The organism is Leptolyngbya sp. 'hensonii' (assembly GCF_001939115.1).
GTDB lineage: Bacteria > Cyanobacteriota > Cyanobacteriia.
The window spans coordinates 64,359-82,770 of sequence record NZ_MQTZ01000047.1; the positions used below are offsets into that span (position 1 = coordinate 64,359).

Sequence of the window (18,412 nt, forward strand, 5' to 3'; positions counted from 1 at the left end):
CTAACTAGGTGATCAGCGTCAACCCTTTTGAATTTTGAATCCCCCCTAAGAGGTCAATCCATGAAAGTCATGCTCCGTCGCAATAACGCTGGTCATCTCACTGTTTACGTTGCCAAAAAAGATCTGGAGGAGGAAGTTGTTCAACAAGCGGAATCTGGTGGAGAACGCATTCTCACCCTGGCCAATGGCTGGGAACTCGCGATCTCAGACCTGAGCGAACCTTTGAAATTGCCCCAAACCGTTGAAGCTCGTCGTCTGGCCTAAACCTAAAAGGTTCAGACAGGATTTATCGCATCTCTGCTCCCTAGCAGTTTGTCGCATTCGTGCAAATTTCATTTCTATTGACGTGCAATGAATTGCACCTTTGTTCATTCATCCCATAGGGGCGTGATAAATCATGCCTCTATGGTTTCATTTCCCTATCCATTATGGAGGTTCATGATGACGACTCTGACTGGATTAACTTTTGGTCAAAAAACCTGGATTCCTCAATTCGTGACCGCGATTAATCAGGTTAAATGCATTGGCTGCGGTCGCTGTTTCAAAGCCTGTGGCCGGGATGTCCTCGAATTAAAAGCGCTGAACGAAGACGGTGAGTTTGTTGAGGATGAAGAAGAGGAAGAAATTGAACGCAAGGTGATGACAATTGTTAATGCTGCTGTATGTATTGGTTGTCAGGCTTGCTCTAGAGTTTGCCCCAAGAATTGCTATACCCATGCCCCTCTGGCAGTGGTTTGAAGATCATTTATTCCTTGTCATTGGCCAATCATGTTTATTTCGGCTGATTGACTTCGGAAATCTTTAGTCCTCCCGAAAATTTGATTCGGCGTGGGTTTTGGTTATACTCAACCCACACCGAACCTGATCTCAATCCATCGGGTTACAGTCGGTTATTCATCTCATCGTTACTTCAGTATTGATTGCACCAGAATGGATCACAATCACTTTTCCTTTCAATGCATTACGAGCACTAATCTGCATAAATCCTCTCAATTTTTATAGCCCATACTCTATCAATCCTATCGCAGGCAGTTGACTCAAGACCTTCCAATGCAGACAATGATCGCGATCGAAATGATAGAAGAAAGCCTCAATTAATACCCGTCACTACCCCAGGCCAGCAAACCTGAGCCTACTTTTGCATCCAAATTTACACAGAGTTTCCAGTAATTTTTACTTCCTAAGACTTCACTCATCCTCATCCAGGGAAGGTGTCAAAATATTCAGAACAACTGCAGCGCCAAACTCCTTCCGATCATCAATCTCATTAACTTGAGTTGCAATTTCCTTAGCTTTTTCGACCTCACCTAAACGGGCTAAAATCAAGCCAGAGGCAGCATAGGCATTCAGATAAAGCCGGATCTGGGGATCTTCCTTTCGTTGCAGTAAGATAGGCTTCAGGTTTTCCCAGAGATCTGGCAAGTGTTCTACAGCTCGCACCTGTTCAATCACTTTCAGAGCAACCTGTAGCGCCGATCGATCTTGACGTTTATAAAAGAAATAACGATAGGCGGAAATCAGCACATCTGGATTATCCCCAGCAATAGCCAGAGCCTGATTCACATAAGCTTCTGAGGCAGCCGTATCCTCCCACTGCTCCGCCGCCAGAGTCAGCAGTCGTTTTACATCATCAGGCACAAGATACCAGGAGGTCATTTCAAACTATCCTCTCAAACGTAGATTTTTAGCGTTGGCATTGTTAGTGTAGTTGCGGCCAAAATGTTTTGCATCCCTACCCTCTCTTCCTGCTCCCTATCCCCTGCGGGGACACTTTGTGAACGACTCCACCCAGGGAGCAGGACTGTAACCTGGCAAAAGAGGTTGCATGAAGGTGCATTAGGGACGTTTATACCTTGTCTCTAGCCGAAATTGTGGCATCCAGAAAGCATAAATTTAATCGCGCCCACCTAATTAACATCGGCCAATTGAGTATTAAGAAAATCTTATAACTCTCATCAGAAATCACAATCTTTCCGGCAACCCTCCAATCTCCAAGCTGTTGAAGAAGTTTAGAGATCCTTACAACTGAAATCAAAAATTTAGGCCAGAAAATCGTAAGATTTAGGCAAAAAATTGTAAAAAAAATCACAGAATAAAGGGGCTGAAGTGCTTACTATGAGGAAATAATGACTAATATTAAAAAATTATATAATCGCTCGTTATGAACAGCTTCATGTCCTTTTTTAAGCAAAGCTACTAAGGCATGAAATCCTGCTTCTTTTTTCCATGCCATATAGTATTACAAACCTATGTATTCGCTGTGATAGCTGCTTACCCCAATGTCCAACTGGGGCAATTAAGCTCGAAGGCGAGGATTACTGGATTGATCCGCTTTTATGCAACGATTGTGAAGGCTACTACTCGGAGCCACAATGCGTCACCAGTTGTCCAACAGGTTCGCCAGTTCCCTGGCAAGCCAAGAAAGGACGATGCAAAACCAATATTAGAACTGCCACCAGTCCCAGTTTGTTTCCCGATGGCAAGAGCCATCCCTTCGCTTCAGCGATCGTGGTTTGGGAAGCCTGCAACGTTCTGGCGCAGCGCCAATCCCTGCCCTGGAAAGCAGACGAAGCGGATCGCCTTTATTATCAGCGGCACATCCATCAAGGCCAGGGCTCGATCGGTTTTCAGATCACCCATACTCTGGATCCCCTCCCCCCCACCCCCCTGAGCAAGGAAGTAGCTCTGGCTACCCTTTCCACCTTTGATGTGCGATCGGCCTGTCTGCACCTGATTTATGCAGCGCATGCAACGGTTCTAGAGCGGCCCTGGGAACAGGAATTTATCATCAATGACCAGCAGATCGAAGAATACCTGGGTCTGGAAAAACGCAAGGATTTAAGCAAACCAGCCCGCCTGGCCTTGATCAAAGACTTGGTGCAACAACCCTGCCAAATTCAGGTCAGTATTGACTGGCTGGCTCAGGGCAGGGTCGCTGGATTCTCTTTGCGAGAGAGTCGTCTCTGGCATCTCCTGGAAGTTCAGCATCACTTTCAGGAAGATGACCTGGGCTGTAAGCACCTGGTTGGGTTGACCTTTAAACTCAGAGCGGGACAATGGACCCAATATTTCCTGAATCAGCAGGGGTATCGCGATCGAACCGCCTTCTACCAATATGGCAGCCTACCTAAGCTGCTTCTGAGTACGGTCATGAGCATCTGGCAACAGCATGAAGGTGCAGCCCGGATGATGCTCTGGTTATTGTTCAAAGCCAAGGTCGGTCGAGAACAACGATTAACCGTGCCCACGCTGATGCGGGTTGCCTACGGAGAAGAGCGCATTCTGCATGCCTCTACCCATCGAGAACACCGCAAACGGCTGTTACGAACCTTTGAAAGTGATCTGGAAGTTCTCAACCACCATGGGTTGAAACCAGTCTTTGACCCAGTTACTTACGCTCCTGAGATCCAACCCCTCTGGGCCAGACTGTCAGAACTACCCGATGATGCCGATGCTGCCCTGGAGTTTTGGGTGAATGATGGGAGTGGTAGCACGCGCCTAACTGACGCAGCCCCTCGGGGCAAATGGAACCGATTAATGCACGCCCGCATCCTGTATTTTGAACTCCCTCCCCAATGGAGCCGCCAACCTGCAGCGACAAACCGGAAGAAGCAACGATCGTCCCAACGCCGCACTAAAGCCAAGCCACAACTGACTCTCTCCGCTGAGGATGTAGTCAAGGCCCGTAAGAACTTGCAGTGGAGTCAGCGACAATTGGCCGAAAAAACCGGCAAAAGCCAGAGCTGGATCCGCGATATCGAGAACAATCGCTTCCGAGCCAAATTGGAAGACCAGGTTTTATTACGGAAGGTTTTGGGAATCTAACTTTGTCATTGGATCAATTGGGTTCCCATGGCTAATAGCCCATGCCCCATCCTCACAAGTTCCTCAAATTCTTGTCCTATAACTAAAGTTCAGGACCTGAATAGCAATGGCAATGAGGAGGTAACAAAAATCCACACAAACCAATTCCAATACTTTTGAGTCGCAAGTCACTCAGACGCTTCCCCATCCAACCTAACCCTATGTCTGATGTTGTTGGCTTTCCGTCGGTATATGGACCGGTCCAGTCATGGCGTTTCGGCAGATCCCTCGGCATTGACCCAATTGGCCCCTGTTCTACCTGCTCATTCAATTGTGTCTATTGCCAATTGGGAGAAATCGAACACCAACACGGCGATCGACAGATTTTCATCCCTACCGCTCAGATCCAATCCGATCTGGGGTCATTTCAACCCTGGGAGGTGGATATTATCACCCTGAGTGGCAGTGGAGAACCAACCCTAGCTCTGAATTTGGGGGAGATCATCGTGATGGCGAAAGCCATGACCTCCAGACCCGTCGGTGTCCTTACCAATGGCACCTTACTAGCCAATCTTCAGGTGCAAGCTGATCTAGCGATCGCAGACCAAGTGGCAGTCAAGATTGACGCCATCTCCGGCGATCAACTCCATCGGGTTAATCGACCCATTGCTGGGATGCACCTGGTCGATATCTGGACCGGCCTGCAGCAATTTCGATCACGATATCCAGGCATTCTGGCCATCCAGACCATGATCCTATCCCCCTGGAGCCATAGCGATCAGAGCACCTACATTCGGCTGATGCAGGAATTTGCCCCTGATGAGATTCAGCTCAATACCCCCACCCGCCCCAAACCCATCACCCACCAACTGGCCGCAAGGGGAAATGACATTGCTGCCTTAAACTATCCGATACGGCGACTGAACCCGATCCGAACAGCCTTCTTACAGGAGTTCGGAGCCTGGATTTATGGAGCCACCGGTATTCCAGTCCGCTATCCCGCTACCGAAGGAGGAAACTGATGGCTTACACGCATATGAATCCCTACCTCAAACTCATGGAAATTCCCCCCGGCTATCTCAATATCATGGGATATGTCGATGAATCGGAAGTGAATGGTCCCGGTAGTCGGGCAGTCATTTGGGTGCAGGGATGCCTGCGGGAATGCCCCAGTTGCTTCAACCCCGAATCCTGGTCTTTTGAGATTAACCAGCTCGTTTCAGTAGAAACCCTTGTCCAGCGCATTCTGGATAATCCCAAAAATCAGGGCGTCACCTTCTCCGGTGGTGAACCCTTCTGGCAAGCCCCTGCCCTAGCAAAATTAGCCCATCAGATCAAAGCTCACGGGTTGAACGTCCTATGCTTTACAGGCTTCACTCTGGAAAGATTGCAGTCTGACTACGCCCCAGCAGGAGCACAGGAACTGCTGCAACAACTCGATATCCTAATTGATGGTCCCTACATTAAATCCATGGCTGTCAACCGTGCCGATTCCCCCGTTTCTTCCAGCAATCAACGCATCCATGTATTCAATCCTACCTTTGAGAACCAGATTACCTGGGCCAGCGACCAAATCGAGGTCCATGTGCTCAAAGACGGTAGCCGGATTGTCACAGGCTACTGGGGAGCCATGGAAAGCCTCACATCCCAGTGCGGCTAACCCTCCACACCCTGTAAAGACGCGATAAATCGCGTCTCCAGACTCATGCCTCCAGACTCATGCCATCCCCCATCACGACCCTGAGCCATCCCACCCGAATCGATCGCATCTGCCCAAGATCACCACTACAATAGTAGCCAGCTTATCGATCGAACCCTATGGCCCGCTACAAACTCTACACCATCAAGATGCAGATCAGCCGCCTCTTCGACCAAGGGCAGTCCTTCTTTGCGGTTGCGAAAGTTCAAGATTGGCTGCGGGAACGGGGGCATAATCCCGACGAGTACGACATCCTGTTCCACCAGGTTCCCGCACCACCAGGCTCCCCCTACGTCATGTTAGTAGAGACAGAACTGCGCCGTCGAGACGGGCAACCCGTAGACTCCTTCCTGCAGGAAGAGCTAAATCGGAGTGGCTGATCATCCAGATTGCCTGCTGTCCGCCTTGACCGACAGATCCTTGCAGTCAGCCCCCCTCACTGCAACTCATTGATCCGCTTAATAGCACTCTCATAACTCGCCGTATTGCCCTGTTGCTGATAGAGGGTAGCAGCCTTCTTAAAATCTGCCACAGCCCGCTGGTTATCTCCCATATCCCGATAGTCCAGGCCCCGGTTGTAATAGGCATCCGCATTTTGAGGATTGACCTTGAGCGCCTGGGTATAATCTGCGATCGCGCCCTGGCGATCGCCAGAGAGGGTACGGGCAACACCCCGATTGATATAGGCATAAGCCGGATCAACCGTCCCCCAATCCACATTGACACGAATCGCCTGGTTATAGTCGCTGATGGCTCCCGGATAATCTCTGAGCCGGAGTTTGGCATTGCCGCGATTGTAATAGGCCAGAGAATACTTAGGCTTTAACTTCAGGGCCTGATTCAGCAACTGGATCGCCCCCTGGTTATCCCCCTGTTTGACCCGCTGATTCGCCCGATCGATCAGATCGGGAGCACTGGTCTGGGCCACCCGCTGATCACTCACGGGCATGGAGGGGGCAATCGGGACCGCAGCTCGCCCTGCAAAAGAACAGGTGAGTAGCGCCAGAAGACTAAGTCCTAGGGATAAGGGGATGAATCGCATGGCTACCATCATTGAGTCATTGTCCCTATCCTAATCCAGGTTGGCCAGCCAATCCAGGATCAGGGGGTTGACCACGTCCGGACGCTCGTCATGGGGACAGTGGCCAGTTTGGGGAATAGGGACAATTTCAACCTGGGGGTTTTGACGATAGACCGCAGCCCCCTGAATGGGCGTCCAGGGATCCGCTTCACCCCAGAGCACCAACAGAGGATGTTGGACCAGGGGCAGAAGGTCCACTGGGGCAGGTCCTGCCGGAGCTGTCAGGATGGAGGCGAATACCTGCTGTGCCCCAGGATCACAGGAGGGGGCATAGAGCAATTCCACCAGCTCATCCGTAATGGCCTCTGTATTGCGATAGACCTGGCGCAAAGTCTTCCGAATCCGAGACTTCTGGCGCACCTGATCAAAAATCCAGGGACCAAAGAGGGGAGAACTGACCAGACGGGTAAAGACCCCCATCACCAATCGGAGCGGCAGATTCAGCTCATCTGGGCGATGATTCAACCCCCCAGCCGGGTTCAACAACACTGCCCCCGCTGATAGTTCGGGATGCTGAGCCAGCAGCAGCAGACTCAGGAGCCCTCCGATCGAATTGCCCACAAAAACAGTTGGTCCCAGGGCCTGCTCGACACAGAAATCTCGCACCAGTTCTTGCCACAAATCCAGGCTGTAGACCACAGCAGGCTTATCAGAACTGCCAAACCCCAGCAGGTCGATCGCATAAACCCGGTATCCGCCTGCAGCCAGGACAGGGATATTATGTCGCCAGTGGCCGATCGATGCCCCAAAGCCATGGAGCAGCAATAGAGGCCGCCCAGTCCCCATGACGGTGTAGTGAATTTGATGCCCCTGCCAGGTCCAAGTTTGCGTTTCCAGGGGGATAGGGGAGACTAACTGTTCTAGAGTCACGGCTAATCATAAAGATTTATTACTTTTCCTATCATACGTGTTTTGACTGCAAAGCGTCCTGACAGGAAGTCTCAAACCAGAGTTCTATCTTTAGGCAGGGACAATTTTTCCTGCTTTTGCTAGAGTCTCTAAGGAATTATTTACATCTCTGGTTCACCCTGGGTAAACAGATGAAGTTTTGGCGTAATCTATCGACCAGTCTTTTAGCGAGTAGCTTACTGATTTCTAATCTTCTCATCCAACCCACCCAGGCCCAAACCCAACTGGGGGCATACTGTCAATCCACGGTGGAGGCGATCGCTAAAAAGGATAATCTGCGTCGGGCTGCCTACGACGGGGATAAGGAGGCCATGAAACGCTACAAGGCGATCGTCGCCCAGCAGGCAGAGCAGTTAAAGAAATGTCGGAGCAAAAACTGGCCCCAAACCCAGGCCATCTGGATCAGGCTTTATCCCTGTGATATCAAACCGGGGGTGTTAGAGAGTGCCCTGGACCGGATTGTCGATCGGGGTTACAACCAGGTCAATGTCGAAGTCTTCTACAGTGGTCAGGTTCTCCTCCCCAGTTCAGCCAATCCCACCGCCTGGCCATCGGTGTTGCGGACTCCCGGCACTGAAAAAGTTGACCTGTTCGCCCAGGCACTCCAGAAAGGGCGGGAGCGGGGTCTGAAAGTTTATGCCTGGATGTTTACTCTGAACTTTGGCTACAGCTATACCTTCCGGCCCGATCGCCAGCAGGTGGTGGCCCGCAATGGTAAGGGGCAGGTCAGTCTGTCGATCGTGGGTAACAATAGCCTCAACTTTGAGCTGACGGATGTCACACCAGAAGAGGCTTTCGTTGATCCTTACAGTCCCCAGGCCAAATACGACTACTACCAGATGGTACAGGCTGTGCTGCAGCGCCGTCCCGATGGCATTCTGTTCGATTACATCCGCTATCCGAGAGGAGCAGGCACCTCCTCCGTGGCCAGTAATGTTCTGGACCTCTGGATTTATGGGGAAGCCTCTCAGCAGGCTCTGTTCGATCGGGCTCAGAACTACAAAGGGCTGGAATTAATCCGTCGATTCCTGAGCAAAGGATACATTACAGCCGGGGATGTGGGAGATGCAGACCGACTCTATCCGAAGGAGGGGGAGCCCCTCTGGGAGGGTCGCAATCCTCCCAAGAATAAGGTCATGGCTCCGGCAGCCGATCGCCAACCGGCCCTGCAGCAAGAACTCTGGTATCTGACAGCAGCCCATGCGGTGCAGGGGGTGATCGACTTCCTGGCCATGGCCTCCCTGCCAGCCCAGAAACAGGGTATTCCAGCCGGAGCAGTCTTCTTCCCAGAGGCCAATCAGGTAATTGGGCAGGGATTTGATTCTCGACTGCAGGCCTGGGACCGCTTCCCGACCTCCCTGGAGTGGCATCCCATGGCCTATGGGGTCTGTGGTAACGTCGGTTGTATCCTCTCCCAGATCCAGCGAGTTCTGACCTTTTCCCCCTCCGGCACCCAGATTAAACCGGTACTGGCTGGAATTTGGGGACAATCCATCAGTAACCGCCCTTCCCTGGAAGTTCAAATGCAGGCCATCCGACAAACCACTCCCCAGCTCAATTCAATCAGTCATTTTGCCTATTCCTGGCAGGAACCAGCTTCCGATCGGGAGCGCAAGTTCTGTCAACCCAAGTAGTTGACCTATGCCAGTTCCCGAGCATAAATTCCGAGCCCCGCGCAACCGGACAATCACCCTCTCCCCAGAAGAGCAAAGACTCTACCATCAGGGCCTACTCAAGCTGACGGAACCCCTGCCCCCAGAGGCATTAGAGAATTGCACTATTCATCAGGACAGCCTGGCCATTCTCGACTGGCTCCCATGGGCCTGGGTTGATCTGCTGTTCATCGACCCGCCCTACAATCTGACTAAAACCTTCAGCAGTACGGTCTTCAAAGAACGATCGGTGAGGGAGTACGCCGATTGGCTGGAATCCTGGTTGCCTCGCCTGCTAAAAACCCTGAAGCCCACCGGCTCGGTTTATATCTGTGGGGATTGGCGATCGTCAGCGGCGATCCATCTGGTCGCCGAAAAATATCTGACCGTGCGCAACTGCATTACCTGGGAACGGGAGAAAGGCAGGGGAGCTAAATCCAACTGGAAAAACTGTTCGGAAACCATCTGGTTTTGCACCGCCTCTGATCAGTACACCTTTAATGTCGATGCAGTTAAGCTGAAACGTCGTGTCATTGCCCCCTATACAGATCCCAAGGGCAATCCCAAGGACTGGCAACGAACCGAACATGGCAACTACCGTCTGACCCATCCCTCCAACCTGTGGACCGATTTAACCGTGCCCTTCTGGTCGATGCCAGAAAACACGGATCACCCAACGCAGAAACCGGAGAAGCTGCTAGCCAAAATCATCCTGGCCAGTTCCAATCCTGGTGATCTGGTGTTAGACCCATTTCTGGGTTCTGGCACAACCTCCGTGGTAGCCCGCAAATTGCAACGGCGCTATGTGGGCATTGAACAGGACCAGACCTACTGTTGTCTGGCCGAAAAGCGACTGGCCCTGGCAGCCCAAAACCCAGCAATCCAGGGCTATGCCATGGGCGTTTTCTGGGAGCGCAATTCATCTCAGCATGACTGAGCTGGTCACAGCCCCTCCGATCGCAATCCCGATATGTGCCAATTATTACAAAAATCCTGTAATCATTAGTGGTTCAATCCTGAAGTTACAGCAGTAACCGGAGATTATCGATGGATCGTCAGCACCCGCCTTTAATTCTGCCTCGACGGCAGATTCTCCGAGGGTTATTAGGGACAACTGCCTTTGGCGTAACCTCACGCCTGTGGACAGGTTGTACACCCTCTTCTGAAACAGGTTCACCCAATAGCTCTACCACTTCTCCCTCAACAACCGCCTCAAGCAGTCCCAAAACATTAGCCCTGGGATTTATCTATGTAGGGTCCAAGGATGACTACGGTTACAATCAGGCCCATGCGGAAGGCAAAACAGGCCTCTCGAAACTTCCAGATGTGAAAACCCTGGAAGAAGCATCAGTTCCTGAAACCACCGCAGTCCAGGAAACCATGCGGAACATGATCAGCCAGGACGGGGCTACAGCGTTGTTCCCAACATCCTTCGGCTATTTCGACCCCCACATCCTGATTTTGGCCAAAGAGTTTCCAGAAGTGCAGTTCTTCCATTGCGGTGGACTCTATCAAGAGGGGAAGACTCCAAGCAATGTCGGCAGCTACTTTGGTTACATTGATGAAGCCCAATATATTGCCGGGATTGTTGCTGCCCATACCTCCAAGAGCGGTAAGTTAGGCTTCATTGCCGCCAAGCCCATTGCCCAGGTGTTACGGAACATCAACAGCTATACCCTGGGTGCCCGCAGCATCAATCCCAAGGTCAGCACCAATGTCATCTTCACGGGGGATTGGTCTCAGCCCGTGAAAGAAGCAGAAGCCGCCAACAGTCTCGCTGACCAGGGCGTGGATGTCCTCACCTGCCATGTGGATAGTCCCAAGATCATCATGGAAACTGCAGAAAAACGGGGCATCTTCTGCACGGGCTATCATGCTAATCAGGCCAATCTTGCTCCTAAAGGCTATTTGACTGGTGCAGAATGGGATTGGGCCAATATCTACACCCAGTACGCCAAGGACCTCCTGGCAGGTAAAACCCTGATGAATAATGGGATCGCCCATCTGGTTCGAGGTGGGCTCAAGGAAGGGTTTTGCAAGCTTTCGCCCTATGGAGCGGCAGTGACCGCCGCCGCCAAGACGGATGCCGATGCAGCCCAAGCCAAGTTTATGAATGGCAGTATGGTGATCTATAAAGGAGAGCTCAAGGATAATAGCGGCAAGGTCGTGATTCCGGCTGGGAAAGAGCTGACCCAGCAGGATATCGAACTGGAAAAGATGAACTGGCTGGTAGAGGGGGTCATCGGCAGCTTAAGTTAAGTTCACTTACGGAGTGCAGAGGCATCCTGGTGATCTGTTAGCTTCAGCCTTTTTCGCGGAGGAGGTTGGGAGGACGTGCGCCGTCCTCCGATCGCACTAGCAGGTTGAGAGAACCGCGTCAGATCCAGCACCAGCGGGGGATTTTGCCGAACTTCCCTAACACTTCACCCAGCCGACGACGTTCGGAAGGCTCCTGAGTTTTGTCGGCCAATCAGGGGGACGACACAGCCTCTGCCCCCAAGATCTGAAGCACAATAACCATAGTATTTGCAGATTGTGAAAATACTGTTACAATAATTTTCATAAAGATAACAATTCCCCTATAACCTAATGCGTTATTCCACCTACTCCCGTCTTAGAGCTGAGCAAGCATCTGCTAAAGTGGCTGTCTATGCTGAGGTGGCCCCCTCTCCTGAGCAGCACTTACGAAAGCAGCAGGTTACGATCGGCCTCCTAGCGATCGGGCTGAGTGCCTGGATTGCTTCCCTGGTAGGGTAATTGCTCCCAACCCTTGTTTGAAAAGCTGTTCTATCAAAATCGAGTTTCAAGTCTGACTATCATGCCTGATCGATAAGCCTGGCCATCTGTGGGGTCGGGCTTTTTTCTTAAACTATTGAGCTTTGTGATTAGTGATGTCCATTCAAGTTTACGGAATTCCCAACTGCGGCACCTGTAAAAAAGCATTCACCTGGTTGGAGCAACACGGGGTCGCATACGAGTTCATCAATACGAAAGAAACGCCCCCCACCCAAGCCCTGATTCAGGCTTGGGTAGAAGTTCTGGGTTCCAAACCAATGCGAAATACCTCCGGCCAATCCTATCGGGCTTTGGGCAGTGAGAGAGATAACTGGACCGACGCCCAATGGGTGGATGCATTCACCCAAGACGCCATGCTGTTGAAACGGCCCCTGTTTGTGAAAGATGGCACGGCAGTACTGGTCGGTTTCCGAGACAAGGATGAGGTGATTCGCCAGAAATTAGGTCTGTGAAAGCCTTTCTAGCAGGTACAACCGCGACTATCTAAACAAAGTCGGCTTTGCTGAATGCAAATATGAATTACCCTCATCCCCAACCCTTCTCCCGCAGGAGAAGGGAGCTAAAACTCTTGTTCCCTCTCCTTTGGGAGAGGGCTAGGGTGAGGGCTGCATAAGGTTCAAGCACGAAAATCATACTTCTATTCAGCAACGCCACAAAGTCCTTGTCAGCGGACTTGTCGGTTTGGGTAACCAGCTCCAGCCGCTTTTGTGCGGATAGCCGCGCCTTTAGTCACCAGGGTGACTAGAGTTCAACTCCAGATCGACTTGAGGGGCCATCCAGCCGGGGGTTGATAGGATTTATGTTCAGCCTTATTCAGCACTTTTGGGCAATTGACCGTCAGCACAGTACAGGGTGCATGATGCAGAACATAATTACTCACACTCCCCAAAATCATTTCCTGTAGTCCTGCATGCCCCCGCCGACCAAGCACGATCAAGTCAGCTTTCCAGAGCTTTGCAAATTCACAGATTGTATGCCCCGGTTGCCCAGACTGCTGGGTAAATTCAGTGGCCACTCCAGCCGCAGTTGCTTCATCTGTCAACGATCGCAGTAAGTTCAGCCCCTTCTCCTCATAAGCTTTCCACTGGTCTTCGTAAATCTTCCAAACTTTATTGTCCAGACTGGCATAGTATTCCATGCCCACCATTAACGGCACTTGAGGGCAGCCTTCCTCATCTGCCGTCAACACATGAAACACCATCAACTGACTGTTGAGGGCTTTAGCCATTGTCAGCGCTGCGTCAAAAACTTGCTGATTTGATTGAGATTGATCAACAGCCACCAGGATTTTTTCAAACATAGCTTTCACCACCGTTTGACTCAGATGATTAACTTTTTAATCCACCACGATCGCCTTCAAAGCTGCATCAGCCCCATCCAACGACTCCAATTCTACTCACCACCCTTAGCCTACTGGCAGCTCTGACTTACTCGACTGTTCTGCCAGAAGGCCAATTAATTGCTTCGCTTGAATGAAATGAACGAGCTATTCGAAAACCCGAAGAAGTTTGGTATTTTTCCCAACGCAGGACCGTTGCATCCGGCTCTCCTGAATTTACAGGAGCGGATTTCAAGGAGATCATTGAGGCGTCACAGCAAACTGAGAACTCACTAACATCGCGTATCCCGTACTTTGATAATATTTGGCTTTGTGAGAAATTTAGTAGTTACGTAGTAAAAGTCAAAGTTTCAAGACTAAATACTTAACTTACAGTCACACTCCTATAGCCGTAGCCATCTCGAATGTAGGCTAAGAGGCAGTCTCTTTCCAAGCAGAGGCTTAACCTCCTCCTCTTTCGTACCTCATAAGGAACTGCCATGGCTACGACCACTCCGCCTGATCGGTAATTCAATCAGGAACTCTGCCCCTGCCCCCAGCGCAGAATTACAGGTCAATTTCCCCCCATGTTTATCTACAACTACCTGATAGCTGATGGATAACCCTAAGCCAGTCCCTTTCCCAACTGGCTTAGTCGTAAAAAAGGGCTCAAATAGGCGTTGCCTGACCTGCTCAGTCATCCCTGGACCATTATCTGCAATTCGGATCTGTAACCAAAGATCCTCAACCAACCTGGTTTCAATGGTAATCGTACAGGGATTTTCGCAAATCTCTTGCGGCGATCGGTGATGATTAAATTCTTCCAGTGAATCAATAGCGTTGGAGAGAATATTCATAAAAACCTGATTGAGTTGTCCGGCATAACACTCAATTAAAGGCAATTGAGCATATTGCTTCACCAAATGGATACCGGGATGGCCAGATGTCTCTTTGAGACGATTTTGTAAAATCATCAAGGTGCTATCAATGCCTTCGTGAATATCCACAGGCTTGACATCTGCCTCATCCATGCGGGAGAAATTGCGCAGTGCCAGAACAATTTTCTGAATTCGATCGGCCCCCACTTTCATGGAATTCAGAAGTTTTGGTAAGTCTTGCTGGAGAAAATCAATATCGATCGCACTTGCTTCCGATTGAATCTCAGCAACCGGATCAGGGTAGTACTGTTGATAAAGTTTCAGCAGACTCAGCAGGTCATGCACATATTCCCCAGCATGGCTCAGATTGCCATAGATAAAATTAACCGGATTATTAATTTCATGGGCCACCCCTGCAACCAGTTGCCCCAGGCTAGACATTTTCTCAGTTTGCACCAGTTGCGCCTGAGTGTGTTGCAGTTCCCGCAGGGTCTGCTCCAACTCCTGCGCTTTTTCCCGCAACTGAGCTTCAGATTCCCTCAAGACAGCCTCTGCTTGTTTACGATCGGTGATGTCCATCAGCACCCCGTCCCAAACAATCTCCCCATTGTCTTGTTTTTCCGGACGTGAGGCAGCCTGCAACCATTTCACCTGCCCCGAAGGGGTCACCACCCGATGTTCCAACAACCAGGGTTGTAAGGTGCGGGCCGATCGGGCAATAGAGGTCTCTAGCTTCTCCCGATCATCTGGATGCACCATACCCAGAATAACCGCAGCATCCTGTTGAATCACCTCAGGGTCCACCTCATACAGGTCACGGCAGAAAGCACTGACATAGGGAAAATAGGTTTCCCCTTCTGCCGTCAGGCGAAACTGATAGATCATCCCCGGTACATTCGCCACCAATCGCTGAAACCGCGCTTCACTCTGCCGCAGAGCGTCTTCCATCTGCTGCCGCTCAGCAATTTCATCCTGCAGGCGTAGATTGGTCTGCTGGAGTTCGGCTGTGCGCGCCTGCACCTGTTGCTCCAGACTACAGTTAAGCTGATGAACTTGTTTCTGAAGCTGGTACTGGCCGATCGCCAGGGCAAAGTGGCTGATTAAGGTCTGCACCAGATCCAAATCAGCTTCCGTCCAATTGGAGGCCTGCCCGGTCTTATATTCTCGCCACGCAGCGAAAGATTTACGGGGCATTCTTTGCCGTTCATCTGGATCAAATTGTCCAGCCCACAATCTTTCCAGCTCAAATTCATGGCGAAACAAGGTCAGACATCCCAGAACCTGACGCCCATACTTCAGGGGCACAATCAAAATACTCCGGATAGACGTCGTTTTAAAGAAAGGCGCTAAAGAACGACAGCGATAATCCTGATAGAGATCCGGAATAATCCACAGATTGGCACGGGAGGTCTGCCGCTCTTCGCCATAGTGCATGGCCACATGCCAGATCTCATGTTCTTCCAGCGGTGCGTCCATTTCATCCGAGATGGGCGGTTGAGCCCCACAGGTAAACAACTCATTGGCATGGGGGGAATAGTTCGAAAGCAGATACAACCTTCCCCCAGCCCCATCTATCGCCGCCACCGCGCTTTCCAGAGCAGCCTGGAACGATGTAGTCGAAGCCAGGTGCAACAGGGTGGCAATCTGGTTGGTAATACTCTCCCGTCTAGCCTGTTGCTGCACCTGCTCCAGCAGCAACGCCTGGTTAATGGCCACCTCCAACTGGTCCACCACTATCTGCAGAAAGGCCAGATCGGCATCCGAAGTCATCCTGGGTTCAGAATGGTGGGCAACCAACAAGCCCCAGAGTTTTTGATCTTGAATAATGGGCACGACAATCGAAGACTCAACTCCCATGGCCCGCATATACTCAACATGACAGGGGTCAACCGGGCGGTAGCGCATATCTCCGGCTGCTTCTGCGCCGTCCTCAACCGTGGCCGCATCGGCCACACTCCAGCCCATCTGTTCCGCCGATAAATTGATAATCGATCGCTGTCGGACCTTGAGAAACAACTGCCGAGCATGATGGGGAATATCATCAGCCGGGAAGTGTAATCCCAACAAAGAAGGCAGCCGCTGCCGATGAATAGCTTCCGCAATCACAACCCCATGCTCATCGGGATGGAACTGATAAATCATGACCCGATCAATTTGCAGGAAGGCGCGAATCTCAGTAACAGCCGCTTCTAGAATCTCCTGTAGCTGAAGCGATCGACGAATCCGTGTAATCATCCGATGAAATAAGCTTTCTTGCTCAGACCAGGGTACCGAATTCCTTGCTTCAGGAGAAAATTTCATCTTAACTCATGAATAACCTCAAAACTTAGTATTCCCAAACATTCAGTTTTTTAACCTTTAAGATAAGATTTGTAAGAAATATGTGAAATATTTCTTTACGGCGTTTCGTCATCCAGCCGCCTTCGAGGGAACTCAGCCTCAAAGTCAGAAGGCATGCATTCCTTCACTTCGACCCGTAAGATATCCTATCGGAGAAGACAAACCGGTGCTCCCACTCGATCAAAATTACAGCTAAATCCAAGCAGCTTGCCTCAAAACAAGGCCTGAGGGGTAGTGCGTCAAACTGATGTGGGTCTGGTAGAGTAAGGAATCAACGATTCACCTACTCAAGCTATGGAATGTAAGCTCTGCGGTCATTCTAAGACTCACAAGCATGGCAAGATGCCGAATGGGCATCAACGCTACTTTTGCCTGGGGTGCCAACAAACCTTCTCAGAGAGTTTTGACACCCTCTACTACTACCGTCACGTCAGTCCAGAGCAAATTCAACAAGTCCTGCAAGCTCACAGTGAGGGCACCAGTTTACGAGGGATTAGTCGGATTAGCGGGTTAGCTTATAACACGGTAGTGAGTATTATTCGACGAGCGAGTAGCAAAGCTCAACTCATCCACAATCAGGAGGTGGCTCAAGTTGAAACCGAGGAGGTGAGTGCTGATGAGATGTGGTCCTTTGTGCAAAAAAACAGAAGCAATGTCTGCCCCTAGAATTAGACTTGGGAGACTGTTGGGTGGGGTTGAGTTTAGCCAATAGCAGTGGGCTGATCTTGGCGGCCCGTGTGGGAAAGCATACGGATGAGTTGATTGAAGAACTGATGGTCACAACGGAAGGAAAAACGGAGTGCAAACAGTGGAATAGCGATGATTGGGGAGGGTATGAACGAGTCCTTCCACCAGAAATTCATCATCACATTGGTAAGGATAAAACCCAACGATTAGAGAGAACCAATGGTATTATCCGGCAACAAACAGGACGGTGGCATCGACGGCAAAACAAGTTTGGCAAGGTGTGGGAGCAAACGAAGGTGACTACACGATTGGTTGTCAGTTATTTCAATTGGATTTGGCGGCATAGCCGATTCAAAACAACTGCGGCTCAACGAGCAAACTTGGCAGCAGAGCCTTGGACTTGGCAAGACTTCGCAACTTATCCAACAATTATTTGATGCACAACCTTCAGTACCTCTGTACTGTTTTCGGTTGAGGATACGGGCATTGGTATTGCGGCTACCGACCTGCCGAAGCTATTTCAGCCCTTTGTGCAAGTGGATAGTAGCTTAAGTCGTCAGTATGGGGGAACAGGGCTGGGGCTGGCACTCGTCCGGCAGATTGCGGAACTCCATGGTGGCAATGCAACAGTGCAGAGTGAGTTAGGTCAGGGCAGTTGTTTTACGGTGCGGATTCCAGAGCCCTTTTGCCCCATCACCTGCACCATGGCCCGGATATTTACGGCTACCCCACCCACCGATGTCCCATCAGAGCAAATTCCCATCAATGGTGCTCCTGTCATGGCCCCAGAGGTTTCCCCCACCCTGGAAAAGCCAGCCCTATCTCCGTTGATTCTCCTGGCAGAAGACAATGAAGCTAATGTGGAAACCCTCGTCAGCTACCTGGAAACCCAGAATTATCGCCTGATTCGGGCCAGTGATGGCCAGGAAGCGATCGACCTGACCCGAACTCACCACCCAAACCTGATCTTGATGGACATTCAGATGCCAGGAGTGGATGGACTAACTGCCATCCGCCAGCTTCGCGCCCACCCAGATTTTGCCCAGATCCCGATCATTGCCCTGACAGCTCTGGTCATGACCGGCGATCAGGAAAAGTGCTTGGCCGCAGGGGCCAGTGAGTATTTGGCCAAGCCCGTTTCACTCAAACAGCTAAAGGTGATGATCCATCAACTGTTGCAACGATAAATACTTTTTGGCTTTGCTGAATGCAAATATGAATTACCCTCATCCCCAACCCTTCTCCCGC

Annotated in this window: 18 protein-coding genes; 13 read left to right on the plus strand and 5 right to left on the minus strand. The window is 50.8% G+C overall.

Going from position 1 to position 18,412, the window contains the following annotated elements:
* Positions 1 to 60: 60 nt before the first annotated feature.
* Positions 61 to 264, plus strand: coding sequence for a putative nitrogen fixation protein NifT (gene nifT, locus BST81_RS19820; RefSeq protein WP_075600248.1), 204 nt, complete (start codon positions 61 to 63; stop codon positions 262 to 264).
* A gap of 174 nt (positions 265 to 438) precedes the next feature.
* The gene (gene fdxB / locus BST81_RS19825; protein WP_253188393.1) at positions 439 to 738 is read left to right on the plus strand and encodes a ferredoxin III, nif-specific; all 300 of its coding nucleotides are present in this window, start codon (positions 439 to 441) and stop codon (positions 736 to 738) included.
* A gap of 450 nt (positions 739 to 1,188) precedes the next feature.
* On the opposite strand, the gene BST81_RS19830 is transcribed toward fdxB, so the two are convergent.
* Positions 1,189 to 1,656 (minus strand): hypothetical protein, encoded by a 468-nt coding sequence (locus tag BST81_RS19830; RefSeq protein WP_075600250.1) that lies wholly within the window; start codon positions 1,654 to 1,656, stop codon positions 1,189 to 1,191.
* Between the two features lie 570 nt (positions 1,657 to 2,226).
* On the opposite strand from BST81_RS19830, the gene BST81_RS19835 reads away from it, so the two are divergent.
* The 4 genes from BST81_RS19835 to BST81_RS19850 all read left to right on the plus strand — a co-directional run bounded on the left by BST81_RS19835 (position 2,227) and on the right by BST81_RS19850 (position 5,883).
* A complete protein-coding gene (locus BST81_RS19835; RefSeq protein WP_075600251.1) occupies positions 2,227 to 3,825 on the plus strand; it encodes a helix-turn-helix domain-containing protein in 1,599 nt (532 codons plus the stop codon).
* 200 nt (positions 3,826 to 4,025) lie between these two features.
* Positions 4,026 to 4,826, plus strand: coding sequence for a radical SAM protein (locus BST81_RS19840; RefSeq protein WP_075600252.1), 801 nt, complete (start codon positions 4,026 to 4,028; stop codon positions 4,824 to 4,826).
* On the plus strand, positions 4,826 to 5,464 hold the full coding sequence (locus tag BST81_RS19845) for a 4Fe-4S single cluster domain-containing protein (protein ID WP_075600253.1): 639 nt from the start codon (positions 4,826 to 4,828) through the stop codon (positions 5,462 to 5,464). Before BST81_RS19840 ends, BST81_RS19845 begins: the two co-directional genes overlap by 1 nt.
* Before the next feature lie 158 nt (positions 5,465 to 5,622).
* The gene (locus tag BST81_RS19850) at positions 5,623 to 5,883 is read left to right on the plus strand and encodes a hypothetical protein (protein WP_075600254.1); all 261 of its coding nucleotides are present in this window, start codon (positions 5,623 to 5,625) and stop codon (positions 5,881 to 5,883) included.
* Between the two features lie 56 nt (positions 5,884 to 5,939).
* On the opposite strand, the gene BST81_RS19855 is transcribed toward BST81_RS19850, so the two are convergent.
* Together BST81_RS19855 and BST81_RS19860 are read right to left on the minus strand one after the other, a co-directional pair.
* Complete coding sequence (locus tag BST81_RS19855) at positions 5,940 to 6,545, minus strand: tetratricopeptide repeat protein (protein WP_171974807.1); 606 nt, start codon at positions 6,543 to 6,545, stop codon at positions 5,940 to 5,942.
* Between the two features lie 30 nt (positions 6,546 to 6,575).
* The gene (locus BST81_RS19860) at positions 6,576 to 7,454 is read right to left on the minus strand and encodes an alpha/beta fold hydrolase (RefSeq protein WP_075600256.1); all 879 of its coding nucleotides are present in this window, start codon (positions 7,452 to 7,454) and stop codon (positions 6,576 to 6,578) included.
* A gap of 170 nt (positions 7,455 to 7,624) precedes the next feature.
* Here BST81_RS19860 and BST81_RS19865 point away from each other — a divergent pair, with 170 nt between their 5' ends.
* From BST81_RS19865 to BST81_RS19880, 5 genes are all read left to right on the plus strand, one after another.
* The gene (locus tag BST81_RS19865; RefSeq protein WP_075600257.1) at positions 7,625 to 9,127 is read left to right on the plus strand and encodes a hypothetical protein; all 1,503 of its coding nucleotides are present in this window, start codon (positions 7,625 to 7,627) and stop codon (positions 9,125 to 9,127) included.
* A gap of 7 nt (positions 9,128 to 9,134) precedes the next feature.
* Positions 9,135 to 10,082 (plus strand): DNA methyltransferase, encoded by a 948-nt coding sequence (locus BST81_RS19870; RefSeq protein ID WP_075600258.1) that lies wholly within the window; start codon positions 9,135 to 9,137, stop codon positions 10,080 to 10,082.
* A gap of 110 nt (positions 10,083 to 10,192) precedes the next feature.
* Complete coding sequence (locus tag BST81_RS19875; protein ID WP_075600259.1) at positions 10,193 to 11,404, plus strand: BMP family ABC transporter substrate-binding protein; 1,212 nt, start codon at positions 10,193 to 10,195, stop codon at positions 11,402 to 11,404.
* 330 nt (positions 11,405 to 11,734) lie between these two features.
* A complete protein-coding gene (locus BST81_RS28190) occupies positions 11,735 to 11,902 on the plus strand; it encodes a hypothetical protein (protein ID WP_171974808.1) in 168 nt (55 codons plus the stop codon).
* Between the two features lie 134 nt (positions 11,903 to 12,036).
* Positions 12,037 to 12,393 carry a Spx/MgsR family RNA polymerase-binding regulatory protein gene (locus BST81_RS19880; RefSeq protein WP_075600260.1) on the plus strand — a complete coding sequence of 119 codons (357 nt, stop codon included), beginning with the start codon at positions 12,037 to 12,039 and terminating at the stop codon, positions 12,391 to 12,393.
* A 296-nt stretch (positions 12,394 to 12,689) separates the two neighbouring features.
* Here the strand turns inward: BST81_RS19880 and BST81_RS19885 are convergent, their stop codons facing one another.
* Both BST81_RS19885 and BST81_RS19890 read right to left on the minus strand, forming a co-directional pair.
* The gene (locus BST81_RS19885; RefSeq protein ID WP_075600261.1) at positions 12,690 to 13,241 is read right to left on the minus strand and encodes a universal stress protein; all 552 of its coding nucleotides are present in this window, start codon (positions 13,239 to 13,241) and stop codon (positions 12,690 to 12,692) included.
* A 503-nt stretch (positions 13,242 to 13,744) separates the two neighbouring features.
* Entirely contained in the window at positions 13,745 to 16,372 is a 2,628-nt protein-coding gene (locus tag BST81_RS19890) for a GAF domain-containing protein (RefSeq protein WP_171974809.1), read from the minus strand.
* A 399-nt stretch (positions 16,373 to 16,771) separates the two neighbouring features.
* Here BST81_RS19890 and BST81_RS27145 point away from each other — a divergent pair.
* Both BST81_RS27145 and BST81_RS19905 read left to right on the plus strand, forming a co-directional pair.
* Positions 16,772 to 17,601, plus strand: a protein-coding gene (locus BST81_RS27145; protein WP_143780367.1) for an IS1 family transposase whose coding sequence is annotated in 2 segments (ribosomal slippage) — positions 16,772 to 17,113 and positions 17,116 to 17,601 — 828 coding nt in all. Because the reading frame shifts where the segments join, the coding sequence is not laid out codon by codon here.
* Positions 17,602 to 17,625: 24 nt separating this feature from the next.
* Complete coding sequence (locus BST81_RS19905) at positions 17,626 to 18,351, plus strand: response regulator (protein WP_075600263.1); 726 nt, start codon at positions 17,626 to 17,628, stop codon at positions 18,349 to 18,351.
* Positions 18,352 to 18,412: the final 61 nt, after the last annotated feature.

What these genes read in the sequence shown, in the direction of transcription:
- BST81_RS19830 (WP_075600250.1), bottom strand. Translation starts at nt 1,656, where the DNA reads ATGACCTCCTGGTATCTTGTGCCTGATGATGTAAAACGACTGCTGACT.
- BST81_RS19885 (WP_075600261.1), bottom strand. Translation starts at nt 13,241, where the DNA reads ATGTTTGAAAAAATCCTGGTGGCTGTTGATCAATCTCAATCAAATCAG.
- BST81_RS19880 (WP_075600260.1), top strand. Translation starts at nt 12,037, where the DNA reads ATGTCCATTCAAGTTTACGGAATTCCCAACTGCGGCACCTGTAAAAAA.
- BST81_RS19890 (WP_171974809.1), bottom strand. Translation starts at nt 16,372, where the DNA reads ATGATTACACGGATTCGTCGATCGCTTCAGCTACAGGAGATTCTAGAA.
- BST81_RS19865 (WP_075600257.1), top strand. Translation starts at nt 7,625, where the DNA reads ATGAAGTTTTGGCGTAATCTATCGACCAGTCTTTTAGCGAGTAGCTTA.
- BST81_RS19835 (WP_075600251.1), top strand. Translation starts at nt 2,227, where the DNA reads ATGCCATATAGTATTACAAACCTATGTATTCGCTGTGATAGCTGCTTA.
- BST81_RS28190 (WP_171974808.1), top strand. Translation starts at nt 11,735, where the DNA reads ATGCGTTATTCCACCTACTCCCGTCTTAGAGCTGAGCAAGCATCTGCT.
- nifT (WP_075600248.1), top strand. Translation starts at nt 61, where the DNA reads ATGAAAGTCATGCTCCGTCGCAATAACGCTGGTCATCTCACTGTTTAC.
- BST81_RS19850 (WP_075600254.1), top strand. Translation starts at nt 5,623, where the DNA reads ATGGCCCGCTACAAACTCTACACCATCAAGATGCAGATCAGCCGCCTC.
- BST81_RS19845 (WP_075600253.1), top strand. Translation starts at nt 4,826, where the DNA reads ATGGCTTACACGCATATGAATCCCTACCTCAAACTCATGGAAATTCCC.
- BST81_RS19875 (WP_075600259.1), top strand. Translation starts at nt 10,193, where the DNA reads ATGGATCGTCAGCACCCGCCTTTAATTCTGCCTCGACGGCAGATTCTC.
- BST81_RS19840 (WP_075600252.1), top strand. Translation starts at nt 4,026, where the DNA reads ATGTCTGATGTTGTTGGCTTTCCGTCGGTATATGGACCGGTCCAGTCA.
- BST81_RS19855 (WP_171974807.1), bottom strand. Translation starts at nt 6,545, where the DNA reads ATGCGATTCATCCCCTTATCCCTAGGACTTAGTCTTCTGGCGCTACTC.
- BST81_RS19870 (WP_075600258.1), top strand. Translation starts at nt 9,135, where the DNA reads ATGCCAGTTCCCGAGCATAAATTCCGAGCCCCGCGCAACCGGACAATC.
- fdxB (WP_253188393.1), top strand. Translation starts at nt 439, where the DNA reads ATGATGACGACTCTGACTGGATTAACTTTTGGTCAAAAAACCTGGATT.